21 protein-coding genes are annotated in these 23,466 nt (G+C 70.8%); 13 read left to right on the top strand and 8 right to left on the bottom strand.

Annotated elements, in window-relative coordinates:
* The first annotated feature begins 97 nt into the window (after positions 1-97).
* The 6 genes from C8E96_RS06340 to C8E96_RS06315 are packed head-to-tail and all read left to right on the top strand — an operon-like array spanning position 98 to position 8,344.
* Positions 98-2,164 carry a glycosyltransferase gene (locus C8E96_RS06340; protein WP_228769933.1) on the top strand — a complete coding sequence of 689 codons (2,067 nt, stop codon included), beginning with the start codon at positions 98-100 and terminating at the stop codon, positions 2,162-2,164.
* Positions 2,152-4,032, top strand: coding sequence for an asparagine synthase (glutamine-hydrolyzing) (gene asnB / locus C8E96_RS06335; protein ID WP_166657892.1), 1,881 nt, complete (start codon positions 2,152-2,154; stop codon positions 4,030-4,032). Before C8E96_RS06340 ends, asnB begins: the two co-directional genes overlap by 13 nt.
* Entirely contained in the window at positions 4,029-5,114 is a 1,086-nt protein-coding gene (locus C8E96_RS06330; RefSeq protein ID WP_091375984.1) for a hypothetical protein, read from the top strand. Before asnB ends, C8E96_RS06330 begins: the two co-directional genes overlap by 4 nt.
* 7 nt (positions 5,115-5,121) lie before the next feature.
* On the top strand, positions 5,122-6,459 hold the full coding sequence (locus tag C8E96_RS06325) for an O-antigen ligase family protein (protein WP_091375982.1): 1,338 nt from the start codon (positions 5,122-5,124) through the stop codon (positions 6,457-6,459).
* On the top strand, positions 6,456-7,586 hold the full coding sequence (locus C8E96_RS06320) for a glycosyltransferase family 4 protein (protein ID WP_091375978.1): 1,131 nt from the start codon (positions 6,456-6,458) through the stop codon (positions 7,584-7,586). Before C8E96_RS06325 ends, C8E96_RS06320 begins: the two co-directional genes overlap by 4 nt.
* Positions 7,583-8,344, top strand: coding sequence for a polysaccharide deacetylase family protein (locus C8E96_RS06315; protein WP_091375975.1), 762 nt, complete (start codon positions 7,583-7,585; stop codon positions 8,342-8,344). The genes C8E96_RS06320 and C8E96_RS06315 overlap by 4 nt, the downstream gene beginning before the upstream one ends.
* Before the next feature lie 18 nt (positions 8,345-8,362).
* Here C8E96_RS06315 and C8E96_RS06310 read toward each other — a convergent pair whose 3' ends face one another.
* Positions 8,363-9,322, bottom strand: a complete 960-nt coding sequence (locus C8E96_RS06310) for a TolB-like translocation protein (protein WP_091375972.1) — start codon at positions 9,320-9,322, stop codon at positions 8,363-8,365.
* Positions 9,319-10,536, bottom strand: a complete 1,218-nt coding sequence (locus tag C8E96_RS06305; RefSeq protein ID WP_407642607.1) for an MFS transporter — start codon at positions 10,534-10,536, stop codon at positions 9,319-9,321. The genes C8E96_RS06310 and C8E96_RS06305 overlap by 4 nt, the downstream gene beginning before the upstream one ends.
* Before the next feature lie 212 nt (positions 10,537-10,748).
* Between C8E96_RS06305 and C8E96_RS06300 the strand changes: the two genes are divergently transcribed.
* From C8E96_RS06300 to C8E96_RS06290, 3 genes are all read left to right on the top strand, one after another.
* Positions 10,749-12,122 carry a glycosyltransferase family 4 protein gene (locus tag C8E96_RS06300; protein WP_091375963.1) on the top strand — a complete coding sequence of 458 codons (1,374 nt, stop codon included), beginning with the start codon at positions 10,749-10,751 and terminating at the stop codon, positions 12,120-12,122.
* Between the two features lie 20 nt (positions 12,123-12,142).
* The gene (locus C8E96_RS06295; RefSeq protein WP_091376967.1) at positions 12,143-13,450 is read left to right on the top strand and encodes a UDP-glucose dehydrogenase family protein; all 1,308 of its coding nucleotides are present in this window, start codon (positions 12,143-12,145) and stop codon (positions 13,448-13,450) included.
* Between the two features lie 212 nt (positions 13,451-13,662).
* Entirely contained in the window at positions 13,663-14,052 is a 390-nt protein-coding gene (locus tag C8E96_RS06290; RefSeq protein WP_133794206.1) for a hypothetical protein, read from the top strand.
* Here C8E96_RS06290 and C8E96_RS06285 read toward each other — a convergent pair.
* On the bottom strand, positions 14,049-14,798 hold the full coding sequence (locus C8E96_RS06285) for a hypothetical protein (protein WP_091375959.1): 750 nt from the start codon (positions 14,796-14,798) through the stop codon (positions 14,049-14,051). The genes C8E96_RS06290 and C8E96_RS06285 overlap by 4 nt on opposite strands.
* A 64-nt stretch (positions 14,799-14,862) precedes the next feature.
* Between C8E96_RS06285 and C8E96_RS06280 the strand changes: the two genes are divergently transcribed.
* Positions 14,863-15,072, top strand: a complete 210-nt coding sequence (locus tag C8E96_RS06280; RefSeq protein ID WP_091375955.1) for a sigma factor-like helix-turn-helix DNA-binding protein — start codon at positions 14,863-14,865, stop codon at positions 15,070-15,072.
* Positions 15,073-15,618, top strand: coding sequence for a Clp protease N-terminal domain-containing protein (locus C8E96_RS06275; RefSeq protein WP_091375951.1), 546 nt, complete (start codon positions 15,073-15,075; stop codon positions 15,616-15,618). It abuts the gene before it with no gap.
* Here C8E96_RS06275 and yczE read toward each other — a convergent pair.
* Positions 15,615-16,268 carry a membrane protein YczE gene (gene yczE, locus C8E96_RS06270; RefSeq protein WP_091375947.1) on the bottom strand — a complete coding sequence of 218 codons (654 nt, stop codon included), beginning with the start codon at positions 16,266-16,268 and terminating at the stop codon, positions 15,615-15,617. The genes C8E96_RS06275 and yczE overlap by 4 nt on opposite strands.
* A 60-nt stretch (positions 16,269-16,328) precedes the next feature.
* Between yczE and yczR the strand changes: the two genes are divergently transcribed.
* Positions 16,329-17,780: a MocR-like transcription factor YczR gene (gene yczR / locus C8E96_RS06265; RefSeq protein ID WP_091375943.1), complete on the top strand. Its 1,452-nt coding sequence runs from the start codon at positions 16,329-16,331 to the stop codon at positions 17,778-17,780.
* 312 nt (positions 17,781-18,092) lie between these two features.
* Here yczR and C8E96_RS06260 read toward each other — a convergent pair whose 3' ends face one another.
* A complete protein-coding gene (locus C8E96_RS06260) occupies positions 18,093-18,839 on the bottom strand; it encodes a hypothetical protein (protein ID WP_133794205.1) in 747 nt (248 codons plus the stop codon).
* Positions 18,840-19,066: 227 nt separating this feature from the next.
* On the opposite strand from C8E96_RS06260, the gene C8E96_RS06255 reads away from it, so the two are divergent.
* Positions 19,067-20,143 carry a S8 family peptidase gene (locus C8E96_RS06255; protein WP_228769931.1) on the top strand — a complete coding sequence of 359 codons (1,077 nt, stop codon included), beginning with the start codon at positions 19,067-19,069 and terminating at the stop codon, positions 20,141-20,143.
* Positions 20,144-20,385: 242 nt separating this feature from the next.
* Here the strand turns inward: C8E96_RS06255 and C8E96_RS06250 are convergent, their stop codons facing one another.
* The 3 genes from C8E96_RS06250 to C8E96_RS06240 are packed head-to-tail and all read right to left on the bottom strand — an operon-like array spanning position 20,386 to position 23,383.
* The gene (locus C8E96_RS06250; RefSeq protein ID WP_166657891.1) at positions 20,386-22,437 is read right to left on the bottom strand and encodes a CHAT domain-containing protein; all 2,052 of its coding nucleotides are present in this window, start codon (positions 22,435-22,437) and stop codon (positions 20,386-20,388) included.
* Complete coding sequence (locus C8E96_RS06245; protein WP_091375929.1) at positions 22,434-22,823, bottom strand: hypothetical protein; 390 nt, start codon at positions 22,821-22,823, stop codon at positions 22,434-22,436. Before C8E96_RS06245 ends, C8E96_RS06250 begins: the two co-directional genes overlap by 4 nt.
* Complete coding sequence (locus C8E96_RS06240; RefSeq protein ID WP_091375924.1) at positions 22,823-23,383, bottom strand: RNA polymerase sigma factor; 561 nt, start codon at positions 23,381-23,383, stop codon at positions 22,823-22,825. Before C8E96_RS06240 ends, C8E96_RS06245 begins: the two co-directional genes overlap by 1 nt.
* Positions 23,384-23,466: the final 83 nt, after the last annotated feature.

Raw genomic sequence — 23,466 nt, 5'->3', positions numbered from 1 at the left:
CGCCGGGACCGCCGGCGCGTCGTGGGTTGTCGAGGACGTGGCCGTGAAGCAGTCTCCGCAGGAATCTAGACCGGATCAGCGACGCCCATTGGCCGTGGTGATCGTCACCTACCAGAGCGCGCAGGTCATAGCGGGCTGCCTGGAGGCTCTTCCGGAAGCGCTGCTCGGTGCGGGCGAGTCGCGGGTGATCGTCGTGGACAACGCGTCGACGGACGGCACCGCCGACGTCGTCGCGGCCACCGCCGCCAAGCTCGGTCTCGACGTCCCGTTCGTGCGCAGGCTCGGCAACGAAGGCTTCGCCGCGGGGGTCAACTCGGGCATCGCCGCCGCCCCCGGCTGCGACGTTCTTGTTCTCAACGCCGACATCCGGCTCGCGCCGGGCTCGGTCGCCACGCTGCGCGACACGGCCGCGGCCACCGGGGCGGGCATCGTCGCCCCCAAGCTGACCGACGAGCACGGCGTCGTGCACAAGTCGCTGCGCCGCGAGCCGACCGTCCTGCGCGCGCTGGGTGAGGCCGTCCTCGGCGGGAACCTGGCGGGCCGCGTGCCCGTGCTCGGCGAGACCGTCACGGACTCCAGCGCCTACGAGGGCGGCACCGACGCCGACTGGGTCACCGGCGCCGCGTGGCTGGTCACCCGCGACTGTCTGGACCACGTGGGGGACCTGGAGGAACGCTTCCTGCTGTACTCCGAGGAAACCGACTTCATGCTGCGCGCGCGTGCACGCGGGTTCGCCGTGCGCTACGAGCCCGCCGCGGTCGCCGTGCACCTGGGCGGCGAGTCGGAGTCCTCGGCGACCCTCTGGTCGCTGCTCGCCGCGAATCGGGTCCGGCTGCACCGGAAACGCCACGGCCGGATCCGCTCGGTGCTGATGTGGTTGGCCGTCGCGCTCAATGAGGGCCTGCGCGCGGTCCGCGGCGCGGGGACTGCCCGACACCGGGCCGCACTGCGCGGCCTGGTCGGCATGCGGCGCTGGCCCGAGTCGCTCGATTCGGCCAAGGGGCCGAGCTACCTGTGCTTCTCCGCTCAGGACTGGTGGTATCACAATCGCGCGCACTCCGACTTCCAGCTGATGCGCCGGGTCGCCAAGCGGCGCAAGGTGCTTCTCGTCAACAGCATCGGCATGCGGATGCCGCTGCCCGGGCGCAGCACGCAGTTCCTGCGCCGGATCCTGCGCAAGGCCCGCAGCGTCGCGATGCTGGTGCGCCGCCCGCTGCCCGATGTGCCGGGCTTCCATGTCATGACCCCGCTGCCGCTGCCGTTCTACGGCAAGCCGTGGCTGCGCAAGCTCAACGCGGTGCTCGTGCGCGCGCAGGTCCGCGCGGTATGCGCGGTGCTGCGGATGGGCACACCGGTCGTCGTCGCGACCATCCCCACCGCGTGGGACGTCGTCGAGCCGATGCCGCGCAAGAAGCTGCTGTTCAACCGCTCCGACCGGCACTCCGCGTTCCCCGAGGCGGACACCGCGGCCATCGAGGCGCTGGAGGACAAGCTCCTCGCGCACTCCGACCACATCCTCTACGTGAGCCGCGCGCTGCAGTCCGACGACCGCGCGGTCACCGGCGAGCGGGGCTACTTCCTCGACCACGGCGTCGATCTCCAGCACTTCACCCCGACCGCCGAGCTGCCCGCGGACCTGGCGTCGATCCCCGGCCCGCGCGTCGGTTTCTTCGGCGGGCTCGATGACTACGTCGTTGACTTCGACCTGATGGAGCGGGTCGCCGCCGAGCTGCCGGACGTCTCGCTGGTGCTGATCGGCGACGCGACCTGCTCGATGGAGCGGTTCGAGAAGTACGAGAACGTGCACTGGCTCGGTTTCCGTCCCTACGAACAGATTCCGGCCTACGGCTCGGGATTCGACGTGGCGATCATGCCGTGGCTCGACAACGACTGGATCACCCACGCCAACCCGATCAAGCTCAAGGAATACCTCGCGCTCGGCCTTCCCGTGGTGAGCACGGACTTCCCCGAGATCGCGCACTACACCGACCTGGTCCGGGTTTCCACCAGCAGCTCCGAGTTCGTCGAGCTGATCGCGAAGAGCCTCGACGACGGTGGTCTGTCCACTCCGGACCAACGAAGAAGGTCTGTGCTGCCCGAGTCATGGGATGCCCGCGCCCGTCAGCTGATGGACCTCGCCGAGGACACGCCATGTGCGGAATAGCGGGGATCCGCAGGCTCGACGGCGGGCCCGTCGACCCCGAGCTGCTCGCCGCCATGGGCGCGACCCTGCACCACCGCGGCCCGGACGACAGCGGTGTCTGGTTCGAGGGATCGGTCGGCTTCGCGCACACCCGGCTCTCGATCATCGACCTGGACGCGTCCGTGCAGCCGATGGAGTCCGCGAGCGGACGTCAGCACCTCGCGTTCAACGGCGAGATCCTGAATTACCGCCAGCTGCGGACGGAGCTGCCGGACTACCCGTACCGCACCAAAGGCGACACTGAGACGTTGCTCGCGCTGTACGACAAGCACGGCGTGAACGGGACCAGCAAGCTGCGTGGGCAGTTCGCCTACGCGCTGCACGACGCCGAGACCGGCGAGCTGCACCTGGTCCGCGACCGCATGGGCATCCTGCCGCTGTACTACTACGCCGACGACAAGGTCTTCGCCTTCGCTTCGGAGATCAAGGCGCTGTACCCGGTCATCGGCAGCCCCGAGGTCGACCAGGAGAGCCTGCACGACTACCTCGCGCACCGGTCGGTCCCGGCGCCGTTCACACTGGTCAAAGGCGTGCGCAAGGTGCCGCAGGGCCACCGGCTCACCCTCGGCCGTGACGGCCAGCTCCGGCTGCGGCAGTACTGGGAGGTCCCGGTCCGGCCGGCCCGGGTGGGCTGCGGACCGGCCGAGGCGGTGGAGTTGGTCGCCGAGGCGCTGGACGAGGCCCTGCGCGACGCGCTGGTCGCCGACGTCCCGGTGGGCGCCTACCTGTCCGGCGGGGTCGACTCCAGCCTGATCACCGCGCTCATCGCGAAGGCCCGTGACGGCGCCGACCTGCACACGTTCTCCGCCGGTTTCGGCGACGCGCGGGTCGACGAGGTCGAGTGGGCGCGCAAGGTCGCGGACATCGTCGGCAGCAAGCACCACGAAGTGATCGTCACCGCCGAGGACTTCCGCGAGTCGTGGACGAAGCTGAGCTGGCACCGCGACGCGCCGCTGTCCGAACCCGCCGACGTCGCGGTGTTCAAGCTGGCCGAGCTGGCCCGCCGGGACGTGAAGGTCGTGCTGTCCGGGGAGGGCAGCGACGAGCTGTTCGGCGGCTACCCCAAGTACCGCTTCGCGCGCGCGACCCGCTGGGCCGGGCTGCTGCCCGCGTTGCCGCGCGGCGCGGTCCTGCGCAGGCTTGAGCAGTCGCTGCCCGCCGCGGGCGCCCGCCTCGGCGTCGCCATGCGGGCGATGGCCGAGCCGAGCACCGCCGAGCGGATGCGCGGCTGGTTCGCGCCGTTCACCGGGGCCGAGCGCACCGCGCTGCTCGGCGAGCCCGCCACGCGCAGCGTCCTGGGCCCGTACCAGCGCGGCCGTGGTGACGCCCTGCACCGGATGCTCTACGCCGACTCGCACTCCTGGCTCGCCGACAACCTGCTCGAACGCGGTGACCGGATGTCGATGGCCGCTTCGCTGGAATTGCGGCCGCCGTTCATGGACCATCGGGTGGTGGAACTGGCGTTCTCGCTGCCCAGCTCGGTCAAGGTCCGCAACGGCGTGACCAAGTGGGTGGTCAAGGAGGTCGCCCGCCGACACCTGCCCGCCGACGTGGTCGACCGCAAGAAAGCCGGTTTCCGGGTGCCGCTCGACGCGTGGTTCCGCGGCGGGCTGCGCGACATGGCGCACGACCTGCTGACCGGCCCGTCGTCGTTCGCGGCGAGCGTGCTGGAACCAGGGGCCGTGCGCAGGCTGCTCGCCGAGCACGACTCGGGCAGCCGAAATGAGCAACCGAGACTCTGGACGCTGCTGTCGCTGGAAGTGTGGCATCGGGGACTGGGGAACAGCGACGAGTTGACCGGCACGAAGAGATCGGAGGTACTGCGATGAGCGAGACCAGCAAGAACAAGCGTCGCCTCGTGATCGCCCGCGCCCGCGAGAGGGCAGGCCAGGAACTCGACTTCGTCAGCGCGCTGAAGGTCCTCGGCAGACACTGGGTGGTCGTCGGTACCGGCCTGGGCCTGATGCTGGTGGCCGCCGTCGGGATCTTCGTCGCCATCCCGCCCACCTACGAGGCCAAGGCCTCCGACGTGCTGCTCGTGCCCGCGCAGGTCGGCTCGACCCAGGCAGGCCAGGCCAACCCGTACCTCGGCTTCGGCGGCGCCCTCGGCATCGTCGCCGAGATCACCGCCCGCCGGATGAACGACCCGGTGTCGGTCGAGGACATGAAGAGCAAGGGCGCGACCGCGGAGTACCTGGTCGACATCGTGCCCGGCGAGGCCCCGGTGCTCCAGGTCACCGCCAAGTCCAAGGACGAACAGGAAGCGCTGAACACCGCCCGGATCGTCGAGAAGGCGATGGGCGAGCTGCTGCAGCGCAACCAACTCGAACTCAAGGCGCCGCAGAACCTGCTGATCGTCCTGAGCCCGGTCACCACCGCGACCCAGGCCGAGGCGTCGCGGGGCAGCCAGATGCGCGCGCTCGCGGGCATGCTCGCCGTCGGCCTCGCCCTGACCGTGCTCGCCGCCTTCATGGCCGAGAGCGTGCAGGCGCGCAAGCTGCAGGAAGAGGCCGCCAAGGCGATGGAGGAGAGCGGTGTCGACGAGATCCTGCCCGTCGAGATCCCGCCTGTCGACCTGGCTCCCGGCAACCGCAGACCCCCGGTCCCGCCGCAGGATCACCGCCGCCCGCCGCCCGGGTTCATCGACCCCGCCGCGCACGGACGGCAGCCCCGGCAGGCGCCCCCGGGATCGGCCGAGAAGACCCAGCGGGTCCAGCCGGTCACCCCGCCCAAGCCGGACCCGGACTGGCCTCGGGTCGACGAGACCAAGCGGGTCAAGCCCGTGACGCCGCTGCAGACCGAGCAGCGGCCGACGGAGACCCCCGCGCCGAAGCGGGTCGACTCGACCCCGGCGGGGGCACGTCCGTTGCGGATGTCGCCGACGAACGGGTCGACGCCCGGAACCAAGTGAGCGGGCGGTGTCCTCCTTCCTCCCCGCCAGACAGGAGCGGGGCGACGCGCGCGGTCTGCTGACCGTCTACGCCGTCCTGCTGTTCTGCCTGCCCGCCCAGCTGATCATCGGCCCGCTGGGGGCGAGTGGCACCCCCGCCGGGGTGCTCGGCATGGGTTTGCTGCTGTTCTGGCTGGTCGTGCGGATGCGGCCGGGGTCGGGGATCGTGACCGGCCTGCAGCCCGCGCGGGTCGCGGTCGGCCTGCTGGCCATCGCGATCCTGGTGTCGTACTCGGTCGGGATGCTGCAGCCGCTGCCCGCTCCGCAGGTGTCCGGGGCCGATCGCGCGATGCTGACCCTGATGTCGTGGTGCGGCATCGCGTTCGTCGCCGCGGACCTGCTGCGCACCCGCAAGAGCGTCGAGCTGCTGCTGCGGACGATCGTCATCCTCACCGGTGTCATCGCCGTGATGGGGCTGCTGCAGTTCGCCACCGGGCTCAACCTGGCCGAGCTCTACAAGATCCCCGGCCTGGAGGTCAACTACACCATCGCCTCGGTCACCGACCGCTCCAGTTTCCGCCGGGTCTCGGCCACCGCCTCGCACGCGATCGAGTACGGCGTCGTGCTCGCGATGGTGTTCCCGATCGCGCTGCACCTGGCGTTCTACGTCAAGGAACGCCGCTGGCTGTGGTGGGGACTGGTGGCGCTGATCGGCATCGCCAGCCCGATGTCGGTGTCGCGGTCGGCCACGCTCGGCATGTTCGTCGCGTTCATCGTGCTCTTCGCGGGCTGGAACGGATTCCGGCGGATGGTCGCGCTCCTGGTCGGCCCGGTCTTCGTGGTGTGCCTGCGGCTGCTCATCCCCGGCCTGGTCGGCACGATCACCGGACTGTTCACCGGCTGGCAGGACGACCCAAGCATCCAGGGCCGCACCGACGACTACGTGGTGGTCGGCGAGTTCATCAACGACTCCCCGTGGTTCGGCCGCGCGTTCGGCACGTTCCTGCCGGAGGACTTCATCACCCTGGACAACCAATACCTCGGCCAGATCATCGAGACCGGGTTCTTCGGCCTGACCGCGTTGATCCTGCTGTTCGTCATCAGCTTCGCCTCCGCGCGCGGCATCCGGGCCCGCGCCCGCGACGAGGACCTCCGCCACCTCGGGCAGGCCCTGGCCGCCTCGATCGCGGTCGCGGCACTGGCCTTCGTCACCTTCGACGGACTCGGGTTCCCGATGATCAGCGGCCTGCTGTTCCTCGTCATCGGCATCATCGGCGCCCTGTGGCGGATGGCCCGGCGCGACGAGATCGACGCCATCGAGGACCCCGAATCCGCTGACCAGCCGAGTGTGAGGTCGTCGACATGAGACTGGGATTCGCCTGCAGCTGGGACCCCGTCCCGGAGCTGACCTGGTCGCACACGCCGTGGAACCTGCGCGCCGCACTGCGCAACCGGGTGGACGTGGTCGACCTCGGCGTGGAACACCCCGCGGCGGTGCGCACCGCGTTCAAGGCCGCCTACGCGCGCCGGGTGGACGGGCGGTGGGTGAGCATGTGGCGGCACTCGAAGGTGGCCCGCAGGTATGAGGAAACCTTGCTGCGCAAGGCTTCCCGCACGTCGGACTGCGACGCCGTGCTGCAGATCCAGGACCTCGCGGTGCTGGATAAGCCCTACTTCCTGCTCCAGGACCTCAGCTACGACGTCCTCACCGAGCTGATCGACCAGCCGGGCGGGCTGAGCCACTTCCCGTCGCTGACCCGCGAGGCAGTTCGCTGGTCGGCCGAGCGGCAGCACCGGGTCTACGCGTCGGCGGCGGGCGTGCTGGCGATGAGTGGCTGGTTCGCCGACCACCTCGTCCGGGTCAGCGGGCTGCCGCCGGAGAAGGTGCACGTGGTCAACCCGGGGGTGTCCACCGGCGCCCCGGATCCGGCCGCGACCCGGGCGGCGCACGCGCGGCGCATGTCCGGCCCACGACGCCGGTTGCTGTTGGTGGGCAAGGACTTCCACACCAAGGCGGGCGACCAAGTGGTGGCGGCCCTGGAGGTTTTGCGCCGCGACGTCGACCCGGAGCTCACCCTGACTGTCGTCGGCCCGCGGGAATGGCCGCTGCCCGGTCCCGTCCCACCGGGCGTGGAGTTCCTCGGCAGGCGACCGGTCGGCGAGCTGGCCGCCCTGTACGACGCGCACGACCTGTTCGTCCTGCCGTCGCGGTTCGAGGGTTTCGGGATCGCTTTCGTCGAAGCCCTTTCCCGCGGCCTGCCGTGTGTCGGCCGCGACGCCTTCGCCATGCCGGAGATCATCCAGGCGGGCCGGACCGGCGACCTGGTGCGCGGCGACGACCCCGCCGACCTGGCGAAAGTCATCGCCGAGGTCCTCGCCGACGACGACATCTACCGCCACACCCACGCCGACGCCCCGCGTGTCGCCGAGCACTACACCTGGGACCGCGCCGCGCGCCAGGTCGCCGAGATCGCCGCTGGGAGTATCGGATGACGTCGCTGGGAGCACTGACCTCCGGTCTGGCACAACGGCTTTCGCCGCGCGCCCGGACGAAGGTCCGCCAGGCGACCGACCGCCTCCTCACCCCCATCGGCTCCCTGCGCGCCGCCCGCACCAGCGAGCGGATGGTCGCCCTGACCTACGACGACGGACCTGACCCGGACGGCACCCCGGAGGTGCTTGAAGCCCTTGCCGCCCTGGGGATCCACGCCACCTTCTTCATCCTCGTCGAACGCGCCGAACGCCACCCCGACCTCGTGCGGCGAGTGGTCGCCGAGGGTCACGAGATCGCTTTGCACGGAATCGACCACGCACGCCTGACCGGTTTGCCCGCGTCCCAGGTGCACCGGCTCATCGCGGACGGAAAGCGCAGGCTGGCGGCGGTCAGCGGCACCGACATCCGCCTGTTCCGCCCCGCCTACGGCTCCCAGTCCCTGTCGACGTTCGCGGCGGCCCGCCGCGCGGGGCTGGAGGTCGTCGTGTGGGGCCCGACCGTGTCGGACTGGGTCGACGGCTCGGCTCGCGAGGTCGCCCGCCGCGCGCTCCCGCAGCTGCACCCGGGCGCGATCGTGTTGCTGCACGACGGTTTCGAGGTCCCGGAGGGCGACGACACGCCTCGGCCGACGTTCGACCGGGGCGAGGTCACCAGGGAACTGGTCGCGGCTTTGGGCGAACAGGGCTACCGGGCGGGCTCAGTCGCCGAGGTCCTCACGACCGGCAAACCCTGGCGAACAGCCTGGTTCCGCCCGTAGCCAGTCCGCCTGGGTTCATCAACCAGCCGGGACCGGGGAGGATGCGTCTTTCGCCAGCAGCACCGGGTCGCTGGAACCGTCCGCCGCCACGCGGAACACCGAAGGCACCCCCGTCGAGCTCGACGGGGCTCCGTAAGCCAGGGTCGAGTCGTCCAGCCAGGCGGCCTGGTCGTCGATGCCCTCGGTCTTCGGCAGCACAGTCTCCTTGCCTGCGGCCAGATCCAGCACCGCCAACTCCCACCGCCCGACCCAGCGGCCCGCCTTCTTGTAGGCCACCTTCGTCCCGTCCGGTGACAGCGACGGACACTCCGGCCCCGGCCGGACCGTCGCGACCGTGCGTGCCGACAGGTCGCCCTTGACCAGCCACCGGCGGCCACCGGTCCCGAGCGTGGCGTAGAAGGTGGTGTCGTCGGCGGCGACCGTCAGGCCCCAGAAGTTCTCGTCCACCGCGTCGTGCGGCGCACCGTCCACAGTGGTCGAGAAGCTCTCCAGCGACTCCACCAGCGTCCCCGACCGCAGGTCCAGGAACCCGGTGCGCGTGGAGAATCCCCCCGGCGCCGCATACGAATCGCCGGTCACGAACACCGTCCACGACACGATCCGCCCCGACGCGGACACCCGCGCCCGGCTCGGCACCCCCGGCAGCGCGACCGAACGCAGCGTCTTGCCGCCCGCGTCGAGGACCGCTGCCTCGAAGCCCACCCCGGACGGTCGCAGGCACACGGTGGTGCCGCCCGCCGAGTACACCCGCTGGCAGCGCAGCCCGGTCGGCGTCCGCTGCCCCTCCGGATCTCCGTCCAAAGTGGATACGGCGTCGCCGCCCGCGCGCTGGTCGATCACCAACACGCCGCCGTTCTGGCCGCCCGCGCCGGCCTCCGGGCGCGCGGTGGTGATCACGTACCACGACGTCAGTCCCGCGACGACCACGATCAGAACCAAACCGATCGCGATTCGATACCGCGACACCAGGTCTCTCATGCGCTGGTCCTCGTCACCTGCGCCACCACGAGCAAGGCCGCGGCGAGCGTTCCGACCGCGACGAGAACGGCGGTGCCGATCGCGGTGTACTGCAGCAGAAAGCCGAAGGCTACCGAGGACGTCAGTCGGGCGAGCGCCTGCCCGGTCTGTACGACGGACAGTCCGGAAGCCCGCAGGCTGGCCGGGATCATCGTGCTCGCCCACGCCGACAGGACACCATCGGTCGCGGCGTAGAACAGCCCGTGCAGCACCAGCGCCGCGACCGCGACGACGTACCCGCCCGACGGCGCGAGCAGGAGGAGGTAGACGCCGAGGAGCAGCAGGTGGCCCGCGAAGAACATCGGCCACCGGCCGACCCGGTCGGCCAGCCTGCCCAGTGGGGCGGCGGCGAGCAGGAACGTGCCCGCCGTCAGCAAGGGCAGCAGTGGCAGCGCGCCGATCGAGATCTCCGTGGTGCGCTGCACAAGCACGAAGACGAACACGTCCGACAGCGTCGCCAGCCCGAGCAGCCCGGCGACCGCGCAGGCGCGGCGGAACCTCCGGTCGGCGAGCAGCGCCAACCCCGCTCGAATCGACGGGCGGGGACCGGCGGGGACCTCGGCCACGGGCCGTTCCCGGACGAAGAACATCAGCACGATCAGGCCGACCGCCGCGAAACCGAAGCTCACGACGAAGATCGGCGTCGGGGCGCTGCCCAGGTTGGCCAGCAGCAGGAACGTGACGATCGGGCCGAGCAGGGCACCGATGGTGTCCATGCCGCGGTGCACGCCGAACGCGGTGCCGAGTCGCTCCGTGGGCACGCTCAGTGAGATCAGCGCGTCCCGAGGGGCCGTGCGCAGCCCCTTGCCCGCCCGGTCCACCGCGATGAGCGCGCCGATGCCGAACGTCGACGCGCCGACCGCCGGGAACAGCAGCTTGGTGGACGCGGACAGTCCATAGCCGACTCCGGCGATCAGCTTGGGCCTGCGCAGCCGGTCGGCGACGTGGCCGCCCACCAGGCGCAGGATCGCGGTCGCGCCCGTGTAGATGCCGTCGATGAGTCCGAACTGGACGTAGCTGAGATGGAGGGTGAAAAGCAGGTAGACCGGCATGAACGCGGTGATCATCTCCGCGGAGATGTCGGTGAGCAGGCTGACCGTGCCCAGCGCGACGACCGTGGGGGGCACCGAGCCCAGTCGAGAGCCCCGGCCTGCCCGCGCTGACGCGATGTACACCCCGGCATCACCTCCCGACACGGCGGCGGCCACGACGGGGACACCGGACCATCGCATTCTGTATCGACCGCACGGGCACTCCGCGTTACACCGAATGGGTGCTCTGACCAGGTCAAGGGACTGTGATTGAGCACATCGTGACCTGCGATCCGTAACTCTCGGGGCCGTTTCAGCGACTACGAAGCGTCAGCTCACCTCAGAAAGAGGTCCGCGTGAGTGCTCGGCCCCCTCATGTCCTGATCATCGTGCAGAACCTGCCGGTCCCGCTGGACCGGCGGGTCTGGTTGGAGTGCCAGGCGCTGGTCAACGCGGGTTACCAGGTCTCGGTGATCTGCCCCAAGGGCCCAGGCGATCCCGCCTATGCCGAACTCGACGGTGTGCACCTCTACAAGTACGCGCCGCCGCGGCAGGCCGACGGTCTCCTCGGTTACGCATGGGAGTTCGTCTATTGCTGGCTGCGCACGGCCCGGCTGACCCTCAAGGTCCGCCGCCGCGCCCGGTTCGACGTCATGCAGGCGTGCAACCCGCCGGACACCTACTGGGCGCTGGCACTGTTGTGGAAGCTCGGTGGGGTCAAGTTCGTCTTCGACCACCACGACCTCAACCCCGAGGTGTTCCGGTCGCGCTTCGGCGAGCCGACGTCGCTGCCCGGCAAGGCGCAGCTGGCGGTGCTGAAGTGGTTGGAACGGCGCACGTTCCGCACCGCGGACCGGGTGATCTCCACCAACACGTCCTACCAGGACATCGCGGTCAACCGGGGCGGCGTGCCCCGTGAGCACACCACCGTCGTGCGGTCCGGCCCGGACACCTCGGTCATGCGGCCCGCGGTCGTCGACGACGGCCCGCGGCGCGGCGGGAAGCACCTGGTCGCGTACCTGGGCATCATGGGCCCGCAGGACGGCGTCGACGGGGTTCTCCTGGCCGCCGACCGCATCGTGAACCTGATGGACCGCAAGGATTTCCGTTTCGTTCTCCTCGGCTTCGGCGACTGCCTGGAGGATCTCAGGCGGCAGAGCACCGACCTCGGGTTGGACGACTATGTGGAGTTCACCGGACGGGTCGGCCCCGAGCAGATCACCCGGTATCTGTCGGCGGCCTCCATCGGTCTCTCCCCGGACCCGCGCAGCCCGCTCAACGATGTGTCGACAATGAACAAGACCATGGAGTACATGGCCTACGCGCTTCCCGTGGTCGCCTACCGGCTCACCGAGACGGTCGTGTCCGGCGGCGACTGCGCGGTGTACATCGAGCCGGGGGACAGCGACGGCCTCGCCGACGCCGTCGTCGCCCTCGCCGACGACCCGGAGCGGCGCGCGGAACTGGGCACCGCGGGCAGGCGCCGGGCGGAGCAGGTGCTCGACTGGCGGCCGCAGGCGCTGGCCTACATCGGTGTGTACGACGACCTTCTCGGCTTCGCTTCGCGGGGCCCGTTCCCGCAGGGCTGGCCCGCGACCGACCGCAGGTCGGGTCCCGCTGACGGGAACCTGCAAGACCAATGGGGCAACCCACTTGTCGATCTCCGTGACGACAAGGCTTTGCGGGCGTTCGCCGCGGCCCGCAGGATGACCACGCCGCAGGCGAACTGACCGAAATGGGAGGGGAATCGGTGTTCGTACGACGGATCGCCGTGATCGGGACCGGATATGTGGGACTGACGACGGGCGCGTGCCTGGCCTCACTGGGCCACGACGTCGTGTGCGCCGACGTCGACGCCGACAAGATCAAGCGCCTGACCGCGGGCGAGGTCGACATCCTCGAACCGGGTCTCGCCGAACTCGTGGCCGGGGGCATCGCCGCGGGCAGGTTGACCTTCGTCCTGGGCGCGGCGGCCGCCGTCGAGCGCCAGCCGGAGGTCATGTTCCTGTGCGTCCCGACGCCGATGGGCGTGGGTGGCGTGGCGGACCTGAGCATCGTCGAGTCGGTCATCGAGGAAACCCGAGACCTGCTGCCTTCGGGCTGCGTCGTGGTCAACAAGTCCACGGTCCCGGTCGGCACCGCGGAACGGACCGAGGAACTCCTGGTCCGGGACGATGTCGCAGTCGTCTCCAACCCGGAATTCCTGCGCGAGGGCAGCGCGGTCTACGACTTCCTCAACCCCGACCGAATCGTCGTCGGCGGCAGCAAACAGGACGCCGCCGAACGAGTCGCCGCGCTCTACTCGAGGCTCGGCGCCCCCACCGTGCTGACCGACGCCCCCAGCGCCGAACTGGTGAAGTACGCCGCCAACTGCTTCCTCGCGATGAAGCTGTCCTATGTCAACGCCGTCGCCGAACTGTGCGACCGCCTCGGTGCGGACATCACTGATGTCACTGAGGGCATGGGCTACGACAAGCGCATCGGCCAGGCGTTCCTGCAGCCCGGCCCCGGCTGGGGCGGTTCCTGCCTGCCCAAGGACACCTCGGCCATGCTCCAACTGGCCGACGCCGCCGACTTCGAGTTCCGCCTCATCCGGGCCACCATCGACACCAACACCCGCCAGCGCCTGCGCATGGTGGAGAAGATCCGCCTCGCCGTCACCGGCAAAAAGGGCGGCTCCCTGTCGCACGTGAAGATCGGCCTACTGGGCCTGACCTTCAAGGCAGGCACCGACGACCTGCGCGATTCCCCCGCACTGGCAGTGGCAGCCCTCCTGCGACAGGCGGGAGCGACCCTCACCGGCTACGACCCGGCCCTGAAGCCGGGGGTCACCCACCCGGACCTGAACTCGATCACCATCGCGGAAGACCCATACCAGGCAGCGCAGGACGCCGAAGCCCTGATCGTGCTGACGGAATGGCCGGAGTTCCGCTCCCTGGACTGGCCCCGGCTGGCAGGAGAGGTGCGAAAGCCGATCGTCGTCGACACCCGCAACCTCCTGGACCCGGCAGTCGCCCGCCGCGCGGGTTTTGAATGGATTGGTGTGGGCAAGCACTAGACCAATCGCAATCACCCCGAGTCGCAACGGGCGAATTCCGACCACCCTGATTTGCAGGAGGTCGATCCCGGCCATCTCAGGTCGCAGGAGGTCGTGCCGGACCGAGGAGGTCGCTCCGGACCGCCCCCGGGTGCAGGAGGTCGGTCCCGACCGGCCCGAGGTCATTCCCTGGCACTTCCGGGTTGCAGGAGGTCGTTCCGGACCATCCTGATTTGCGGGAGGTCGATCCCGGCCGCACCGGGTCGCAGGAGGTCATTCCGGACCACCCCGACTTGCAGGAGGTCGATCCCGACCGCCCCGAGTCGCAAGTGGTCATTCCCGACCGCCCCGAGTCGCAAGTGGTCATTCCCGACCGCCCTGAGTCGCAAGTGGTCATTCCCGACCACCCCGAGTCGCAAGTGGTCAATCCCAGCCACCCCGAGTCGCAACGGGCCGATCCCACCTGCCTGTTTGGGTGGTTCGCCTTGATTTGGGGTGAAATGGGCCTAAACTTTCGCGGCGCGGGGCAGTTTCCCTATCCTGCCCGCTTTACCCGCGCAGGCCCATTTCCGGGGTCCCCAAATCAAGGCGAACCACCCAAACAGGCCCCCAGCCGAAGTTAGCGAAAGTCCAGATGCACCAAGGCTTGATCATCGTGCACCTTCGTCCGAGGCCACCGAACCCGATCCACATCAGCCAACTCAGCCGCCCGAACCGCCGCGAGAACCGCCGAAGGCCCCTCAGCCTCAACCATCCGCCGCATCTCCTCCCACCCGGAGAACACGCCGTACTCATCGACCCCGCAAGAAACCCCATCGCTGGCCATCAGCACCGCCTGCACCTCCGAGCGAGCCCACGAAGCCCGCATCGCCTGTGAAGCGGCAGCGGGAACAGCCTCCGCGACCCAGAACCCGCCCTCGCGGTTGCGCCATTCGACCACTGTGTCCACCGACCGCCGCAAAGCCCGAAGCCGGTCATCGGCCACAACCTCCACAGCGTCGGTGAGGAAAGCCGCGACCGGGCTGTCCGCCAAGACAAGCGCCTCCACCGTCGTGTCGTCCCACCGCACGATCGACACGGTGCTCGACGGGCTGTCGCCCGGGGTGAAGCCGTTGTGTCGCACCACCGACCGGATCGACCCGGCGACCAGGTGGGCCAGGTCCAGTTCGGGCGCGGCCGACAGCCGCGCGGCCAGTTGTGCGCCCAGTTCGCGGGCGTAGTCGCCTCCGCTGGGCAGGTCCGTCCGTGAGCTGGTGGCGCCGTCGAGCAGGATCACCGCCTCCGGCAGCACGATCACCACGTCCTCGCTGGGGCGTTCGACCCCGTCGAGGCCCACCCCCGCGGCTTCAGCGATTCCGAATCCCGGCATGCCCTGATCCTGCCTCCGTCAACGAAGGTTGACAACCCCGGTGTCGTCAACCTATGTTGACGACATGGCTGAAGCAACCCAGTTGGCCACGGCGGCGGGCGACAAGGACCCCAGGGTCGGTCTGCGCGCGGTGGCCGCCTTGCGTCGACTACTCGAACAACTCGAGGCCGTCCAGGTCCGCAGTGCCCGGATCGACGGCTGGTCCTGGCAGGAGATCGCGGACGAACTCGGCGTGAGCAAGCAGGCCGTGCACAAGAAATACGGGAGGAAGTAGATGTTCGAGCGATTCACCAAGTCCGCCCGCGTCATCGTGCGCGACGGCGTCCACCTGGCCGAACAGGAGCGTGCCGCGCTGATTCGGCCCGAGCACTTCCTGCTGGCCATGCTCAAGGACGCCGACACGGTCAGCGCGAAGATCCTCGCCGCGCACGGCGTCACCACCGCCGCGGTCACCGAAGCGATCGCCAAGGTCCACCGCCGCGGCGGACTGTCCCAAGCGGACACGGCGGCGCTGAGCGAGGTCGGCATCGACGTCGACGCGGTGGTCGAGGCACTCGAGTCCGCTCATGGTGAAGGCGCCCTGGCTCCGGCCAAGCGGCGGCGCACGTTCGGTCCGCGGTGGCGCGTCCCGATCGCTCCGGAGTCCAAGAAGGTCATCGAGGGAGCCCTGCGGGAAGCGTTGGCCCGCAAGGAATCCACGATCGGCGACCAGCACGTCCTGCTGGCGCTGCTCGCCGAGCCGGGCGTAGTGACCGATATCCTGGCGGACTTCGGCGTCACGCACCGTGTCGTCAGCGCGGAGTTGGCCCAGGCGGGCTAGCTGCCCGCCTCCCCGGAATTGATGGTCGGGTCAATCGTCTTCCACGAGACCAGCGGCAGGAACAGCTGCGCGAGCGGCCCGATCGCCACCGCGTAGAGCGCGGTCCCGATTCCGACAGTGCCGCCGAGCAGCCAGCCGGTGGCGAGGACCGCCACCTCGATTCCCGTTCGGACCCAGCGGATCGAGAACCCGAACCGGTTGGCGATCCCGGTCATCAGGCCGTCGCGCGGCCCCGGTCCGAGCCGGGCGCCGATGTACGCGGCGGTGGCGAGTCCATTAAGGACGATCCCGGCGGCGAGGAACGCGATCCGAACCGGTAGGGAATCCGGTGTGGGCAGCAGGAACAGCGTCACATCCACCGACACCGAGATCAGCACGATGTTGGCGATAGTCCCCACTCCGGGTCGCTGCCGCAGCGGGATCCAGCACAGCATCACGATCGCACCGGTAATCGCGGTGATCGTGCCGAAGCTGAGCCCCGTGACCTTGTTCAGCGCCTCGTGCAGCACGTCCCACGGCGCGAGGCCGAGCACCGCCTCGATCTGCAGCGCCATGCTCGCCCCGTAGAGCGCGAGTCCGGCGAACAGCTGGGTGAGACGGCGTCCGGGCGCGACCCGGACCGGGACATGCTGGAGGTTGACTACGGCCATGCGGCCATCCTGACAATGATTGGACTTCCTATCGAGGGCCAATCTGCGACAATTGGCCGCATGGCGTCGAGTGTTCCACCCAGTGGGCGGGTGTCCAAGCAGCAATTGGTCCGGTTGTTGGGTGAGTGGCGGGCCCACGGCAGCAGGCAGGGCTCGGCCGGGCTGGCCGCCGGGATCAAGCTGCTGGTCCTCGACGGGCAGATCCCGCCCGGCACCGTCCTCCCCGCCGAGCGCGAACTCGCGGAGGCCCTGGGCGTCAGCCGCACGCTCGTCGGCACCGCGTGGGACCTGCTGCGCGCCGACGGCCTGATCGTCAGCAGGCGTGGGTCCGGGTCGTGGACCGCCCTGCCCGTCCCAGCCGACCGGACGTGGGAGTCGCTCGACGAACAACCCCTCGACCTTGCCCGCGCGGCGCCCGAGGCGGTGCCGGGCATCGCCAAGGCCATCGACGCCGTGCGCTCCCGGTTCGCCGCGGAACTGGCGGGTCACGGCTACCACGACTACGGCGTCGACATCCTGCGTCAGCGCGTCGCCGAGCGCTACACCGCCCGCGGCCTGCCGACCTCCCCGGCCGAGGTGCTGATCACCAACGGCGCCCACCACGCGCTCGCGCTTGTCCTGCGCACGATGACCGACCCCGGCGACCGGGTCCTGGTCGAACTCCCCACCTACCCCAACGCCATCGACGCGATCAAGGCGGCGCACGCCATCCCCGTCGCTGTCCCGCTGGCCGAGGACGGCTGGGACCACGAGGGCATCGAGGCCGCGTTGCGCCAGGCGTCGCCGCGCCTGGCCCACTTCATCGTCGACTTCCACAACCCGACCGGCCGCAGGCTCGACGCCGAGGGGCGCGCCCGGCTCGTCTCGGCGCTGCGCCGCGCGCGGACGCCCGTCGTCGTGGACGAGACCCTGGTCGAACTCGACCTCGACGGCGACCCGCTCGACGGGCCCGCGCCGCTGCCCGCGTTCGGCGGTGGCATGGTCATGGCCGTCGGGTCGGCCAGCAAGTCGCACTGGGGTGGGTTGCGGCTGGGCTGGGTGCGCGCGTCGGAGCAGGTCATCCGGCGGATCGCCGCCGCCCGGCACGCCTACGATCTGGGCTCGCCGGTGCTCGAACAGCTTGTCCTGGCTGAACTTTACGCCGATGCGGACCCGGTTCCGCGGGAGCGCCGCGCGGAGCTCGCGGCCCGTCGCGACGCCTTGGTCGAGGCCGTCCGCACCCATTGTCCACAGTGGACTTTCGAGGTGCCCTGCGGCGGGCTGAGCCTGTGGTGCCGATTGCCGGAGCCGATCGGCACCCGGCTCGCGGTGACCGCCCAGAACTTCGGGGTCCGGGTGGCGCCCGGATCGCGGTTCGCCGCCCACGGCGGCCTCGAACGCTGGCTCCGGCTGCCCTACACGCTGCCCCCCGCGCAACTGGCCGAAGCCGTGCGCAGACTGTCGCTGGTGGCCGAGAATGTCACCGGATCGCCTGCACCGATAAGTCCGTATGGGCACATTCCGGTCGCTTGACTAGCTTTCCTACCCCTTTACCCGCTAAAAAGCGCAGTGCGCTGGATGGCGTAACGCGTTGACCCTTCCGGGTCTGTCGCCATCCAGCGCACTTCGACCTGGTCGTCCACCATGAAGGTCATTCGGCACAGCCCCTCGTTGTGCCGATCAAGGTGGACGGCCAGTGGGTGCCCCGGCGCCGCGGGGGCATCGCGGCGCCGGGGCCAGGGTCCCGATCTGCACGGGCGCGGTCGGCAGATCGGGCTGTGGAGATGGTTCGAGAGCGGACACGGGCGCCCTATGGGCACACCTGTCCCCGAGAAAGGTGCTGGGTCAGTCGGGGGACGACGCGGGAAGCCCCGCACATCTGCCTGCCGCGTCCGTGACGCGCGTACCCGCCACTCCCGCCGACGCGGGCGGGGTGAGCGGGGCGCGACCGGCGAGCATGCCGGTCAGGCCGCGGGCGTGACCGCCGCCATCGGAGGCGGCGGAGGCGGTGGACCCCGGAGCGGCCGGTGCCGCGGGCGCGGCGGGCGGTTCCGGGGTGGTGCGCCTGTCGGCTTCTTCATCCGACGAGCCGGACACCAGTTGGAAAGTGGGTTTGGGGGCGGGGGCCTTCGGGATCACGACTGGCCGCGGCGCCTCGACGGGCGCCTCGACCTTGGGTGCGGGCCGCACCGGAGCGGCCTTGATCGGCGCGGGCGCGCTCACCGCGGGCTTGCGCGGCGGCGCGGGCGGCTTGACCGACACCGCGGCGGGTGCCGAGAACGTCTCACTCGACTGGCTGACGCCTGCCTGGGGTTCCAGGAGCGGCAGGTCGACGGGCTCGTCGACCAGGGGGACCTCCGACACCGTGCCGACCAGCCCGCTCACCAGCGGGCGTGTCACATCGAGGGTGCTGAGGGTGTTCCCGACGAGACCACCGATCAGCCCGGAACCGGTCCGGGGCGGTTTCGGCGGCAGCGGCTTGTCCTCGGCGGAGGCGTTCGACGCGAGCAGCACCATCGCGACCCAGACCGCCATCAGCAGCCCGGCGACGGCGGCGACGCGGAGCAACAGCACGCTCACTGTGCGATCCACGCTCGTCACCACCATCCGCGACTCGGTCCCGACTACCCGGCGCAACCAAGCCACTATCCACGACTCAGCCGCATTTCTGCACCCTAACCGGGCTCGTTCCACCCGGAAAGACGGTGAACGGCCGCACTCCGGGCCGTCGAACATCACAGAGTGTGGAAATCACCACTCCGGGTGACGCGGGGCCTTCCCGCGAGCGCCTGTCCCCTTGCGACGGGAGCGTGTCCCTTGTGCACACCGATGAGATCGCCGAGCGCCATCCCGCCTTCCAGCACCACGACCCGGGCGGCCCCGCCGAGTGCCTGGTCCACCGCGGCCAGCTCCTCGTCCCGCTCGGCGGCCTCGACGCCGCCGTCGACGCGCTCGGCCGCTGGATCGACCGCGTGGACTCGGCCGACCACGCGACCCTGCGGCTGCGCCCGACGGCGGACGCCGTCCGGATCGCCGCGGACTACGCCGACCGCCTCAAGGTGTCGGCCAACCACGTCCACACGGTCATGGTCGGCGCCCCGATCATGCACGGCACCGGCGCCAAGCCCGAGCCCGTCGAGCTGCCGCCGGAACCGCCCGCCGAGGAGTGGGCCAAGCCGGTCACGGTGCTGATCCTGGACACGGGCGTGGACCCGCACCCGTGGTTCACCAGCCGCCCCTGGTTCGGCGAGTGGGGTCCGACCCCGGAGACCCTCGACTTCGAGGGCGACGGTGTCACCGACGCCCAAGCGGGCCACGGCACCTTCGTCACCGGGGTGGCCCTGCGCCATGCGCCCGGGGCGGTCCTGCGCCACCACCGGGTGCTGAGCTCCCACGGCCTCACCGACGACCGCACGGTGGCCATGGCCCTGCGCCGCACACGGCAACACGCGGCGGCACGCGGGGAGCACCTCGACGTCATCGTCCTGACCGCCGGCTGCCACACCGCGGACGACCGCTGCCCGCCCGCGCTGACCCACGAGTTCGCCCGCTTCACCGACACCGTGGTGGTCGCCGCCGCGGGCAACAACGGCACCTCCCGACCCTTCTGGCCCGCGGCCCTCCCGTCGGTGGTCGCGGTGGGCGCCACCAAGCCGGACGGCGGCCCGGCCGCGTTCTCCGGCCACGGCCCCTGGGTCGACACCGCCGCGCCGGGTGTGGACGTCGTCAGCGCCCACGTCCGCCAGTCGGAAACCGGCCGGACCTATGGCGCTGCCCGCTGGAGCGGCACCTCCTTCGCCGCGCCCAGGGTGGCGGCTGAGATCGCCAAGGCCATCAACGACGGCCTGACCCACACCGCCGCACGGGAACAGGTGTCGCCGGTGATGTCCCGGTGAGCCGTAGCGGGTGAATCCGAGCCGCGATCAGTCCTGGCGGCAAGCAAGGAGCGGGGCGGCGACCGCTGGCCCGCATCGTGCTCAAGGGCGAAACAGCCTTGGGTGAAGCGGGGGTCTCGCAGGGCTTTGAACATGTCTCCACCTTGCCTTGGTGGCCGGCGTGGAGCATCGGTCGAGAGTTCAGGATCGGGGCATCGAACGATGCGGACGAGACTCAATCAAAAGTTGCAGGCGCCCAACTGTCATCCCGGCTTGCCGTAGCAGGCGAACCCCAGGTGTCCGTGCGCCAGTTGGGCGTCCGCGAGTGCCTTCGCCGGCCCCGCGCCCGCCGCGAGGTGCTCGTGGAGCGCGGTCATGAGCGGAACCGCCAAATCGTCGGGGACCGGCAGGGTGCTGGCGATCACCGTGCTGACACCCAGGCCGAGCAGAACGGCGATCAGGCCCAGCAGGTCCGCCTTGCCCGATTCGCAGGACGACAGCACCAGCCGTCGGGGAGGCTCGGGAAGGCGCTCGATGTCGTAGGCGTGCAGCGGGCCGTCGGCCAAGGCCAGCGTGGAGTACCGCGGCGCCGCCGCGTGGTGGCGGCCGTGGGCGGCGATGTGCACGAGACCGGCGCCGGACATCGCGCCGAGCACGTTCGCGACGGTCGACTCCTCGCCGGTCACCAGCGTGCCGCCGTGCCGGGCCCGCAGGGCGGCCACTTCACCCGCCGCGTGGGTCAAGCCAGGGCAGGCGATCCACGCGGTCGGCCCGGTCCGCTCGGGGGCGAGTTCCGCGCGCAGCCAGGCGGCGGCCGAGGGCGCCACCGAGACCGGCCTGCCCACCAGGCTCGGCAGCGCCGCCCAGGGAACCGACGACAACTCCGCCGACGGAAGCACGACCAGATCCCGGATCACCGGCCCCGCGAACAGCATCGCGTCAAGTACCCGTGCCGCGCGCTGAGAAGCCGTGGCGCCGCCGGTTCTGGCGTCCAGTGTGGACGAAACGCGCAGGCTCTCGGCGGCTTCGACGATCGCGTCCGCAGGGCCGACGACGTGTGAGTGGAACCGCCCTCGGGAAACGGAAACCATCCGCATCTGTCCTTTGTGGACAAAAAAGTCGAGCAACACGCGGTCGCCGAGCGCCGCGCTGATTTCTCGAAACCCAGGGGCTTGCACGCCACGCGAGCGTTCGACCCAGCTGAAGATCGTTCGGGGCCTGCCACCCGCGACGGCGGCGTCGACCCCGACCGCGGCGAGCCGTGAGTCGCCGAGACCGCCCGCGCGGCAGGCGGCGAAAGCGGCCCGCGGATCGCGCGCCGCGCGGGCCCGGGCCAGCCAGCCCAGCGCACGCAGACCGGGTTCGGCCGCGAACCGGTGTGGCTCGACGAGATCCAGCCGCCCGGCGAGCAACCGCAGTTCAGCGGCTTCGGCCACCCAGCCCGCCCGCTCGCACCGGTCGGCGACGTCGGTCGAAGTCCGGCCCATGGCCCGCAGGCGCACGGCGTGGGCGTGCGCCGACCACCCGGGATTGCGCTGCTCCTCGAACAGTTCGGCCGCGGTCCCCGCTGCCTTCGCCGCGGTGTCGGGATCGCCCGCCAGCAGCGCACGGCGCGCGTGGGCGAGGGTCGCCTCGGCGAAAGCGGGCCCACGCCCGTTGGCGCCGAGTGCCACCGCCGCCCGGGCGAGCGCCCGTCCGGCGCTGTTGACCAAGCCGACGCCGAGCAGCGCGTTAGCCCGGTCCACCAGGACTTCCGGCCGCTTGGTCTCGTCGATGGCCGCGGCGTCGTAGAGGCGCAGGGCGCGGCTGAAGTCGCCTGCCTGGGCGGCGACGAATCCCTTGTTGTGCAAGCAGGTCCGGGCCCGCTCCGGTTTGCCGTGGGCGAGATAGAGGTCGTGCGCGCGGTCGAAGGCGTCTTCCGCCACGGCGGACCGCCGCAGGTAGCCCGCCGAGATGCCGATGCCGACCAGGGCGTTGGCCCGCCAGTGGCCGTCGTGCAGCCGATCCGCCGCTCGTGCCAGGACGGTGAGCGCCGATTCGTGCTCGGCCATCATGGAGAGCGCCAGCCCGTGCAGACAGTCCGCACGCGCGAGAAGCTGGCCGGACAACGCGGGCCGAGCGTCGTCGATCAGCGCGACGGCCGTGCCATGGTCGCCGACCTGATGCGCGATCCAGGCCATGACCAGCGCGGACTCCGCCGCCTGCGCCGCGGTCGCCGCGTGTTCGCGGGCCAGCCGCGCGTGCGGCCGGGCCCGCAACGGCTCGCCGCGTTCCTGATGGGCGAGCGCGGCCTGGTGATGGTGTTCCCAGGTCACCGGAACCATCCCGTGACCAGCGGAACCTCGCCGGCCCGGTGCAGTACGAGCCGCATCCGGCCGGTGGGCACCCGGACGGAGAAAGCCCCCACCGAGTCCACCGCGACGGCCACCACCCCCGCGGCGCTGTGCAGTTCGGCGCGGGTGACCGGGATGGTCAGCAGCCCGCGGACCCGGTCGGCGATCTCGATGACACCAGCCCCGCACCGCCACATCCGCGCCTCGCCCCGAACCGCGACCCCGGCCAGCGGCGAGAGTTCCAACCAGTCCCAACGCGCGCCGACGAACGTCCCCGCCAACATCGCCGCGGTGCGAACGGTGGCGGGCACGGGATCGATCCGGTCCAACATGCCCGCGAGCTCGGCGAGCAACTCCGCGTCGGTCATCACGCCACCTCGCCCGGTAGCCCGAGTGCGATCAGCTTGCGCCGCAAGGCGTCGAGGCATCTGCCCCTGGTCTGACCGATGCTGCCGACCGCGATACCGACCGCCCGACCCAGTTGGGCGTAACTCAGGTCCGGGGCGAAGGCGAGCAGGCCCAGCAGGGACCGGCAGCGGTCCGGCAGCGCCGCGAACGCGCGCCACAGGGTGTCGTCGCGTTCGCCGCGCAGGGTGGCGGTTTCCGGCCAGCGGTGCTCGCCTTCGTGGTCGACGACGTCGGACCACTCCGACGCCCGCACCTCGCGGCCGCGGTCGGCGATCATCCGCAGACACTCGCGCCGCGCCGTGGTCGCCAGCCATGCCGACAGCCGCTCCGGCGACCGGAGCGTGGGCAGGTGCTCGGCGAGGGCGATCCAGGTGCTCTGGCTGACGTCGGCCGCGTCCGCGTCGTCGAGCCGGTGGGCGCGGGCGATCCGCCAGACCAGGCCCGCGTGCCGGTCGACCAGGTCGCGCCACGCCGTCTGGTCACCCGTGCCCGCCCGGCGGACGAGCTCGGCTGTGTCCACTTGGTCCTCCCGGTGATCGTCATCGCCGGTCGGACGACGATCACCGGGAGCCGGATCCGGGTGACCCACCAAAGAGGGACAGT

The organism is Actinokineospora alba, from assembly GCF_004362515.1.
GTDB classification, from domain to species: domain Bacteria; phylum Actinomycetota; class Actinomycetes; order Mycobacteriales; family Pseudonocardiaceae; genus Actinokineospora; species Actinokineospora alba.
Note: the sequence above shows the minus strand (reverse complement) of the source record. Positions and strands in the feature narration are given on the sequence as shown.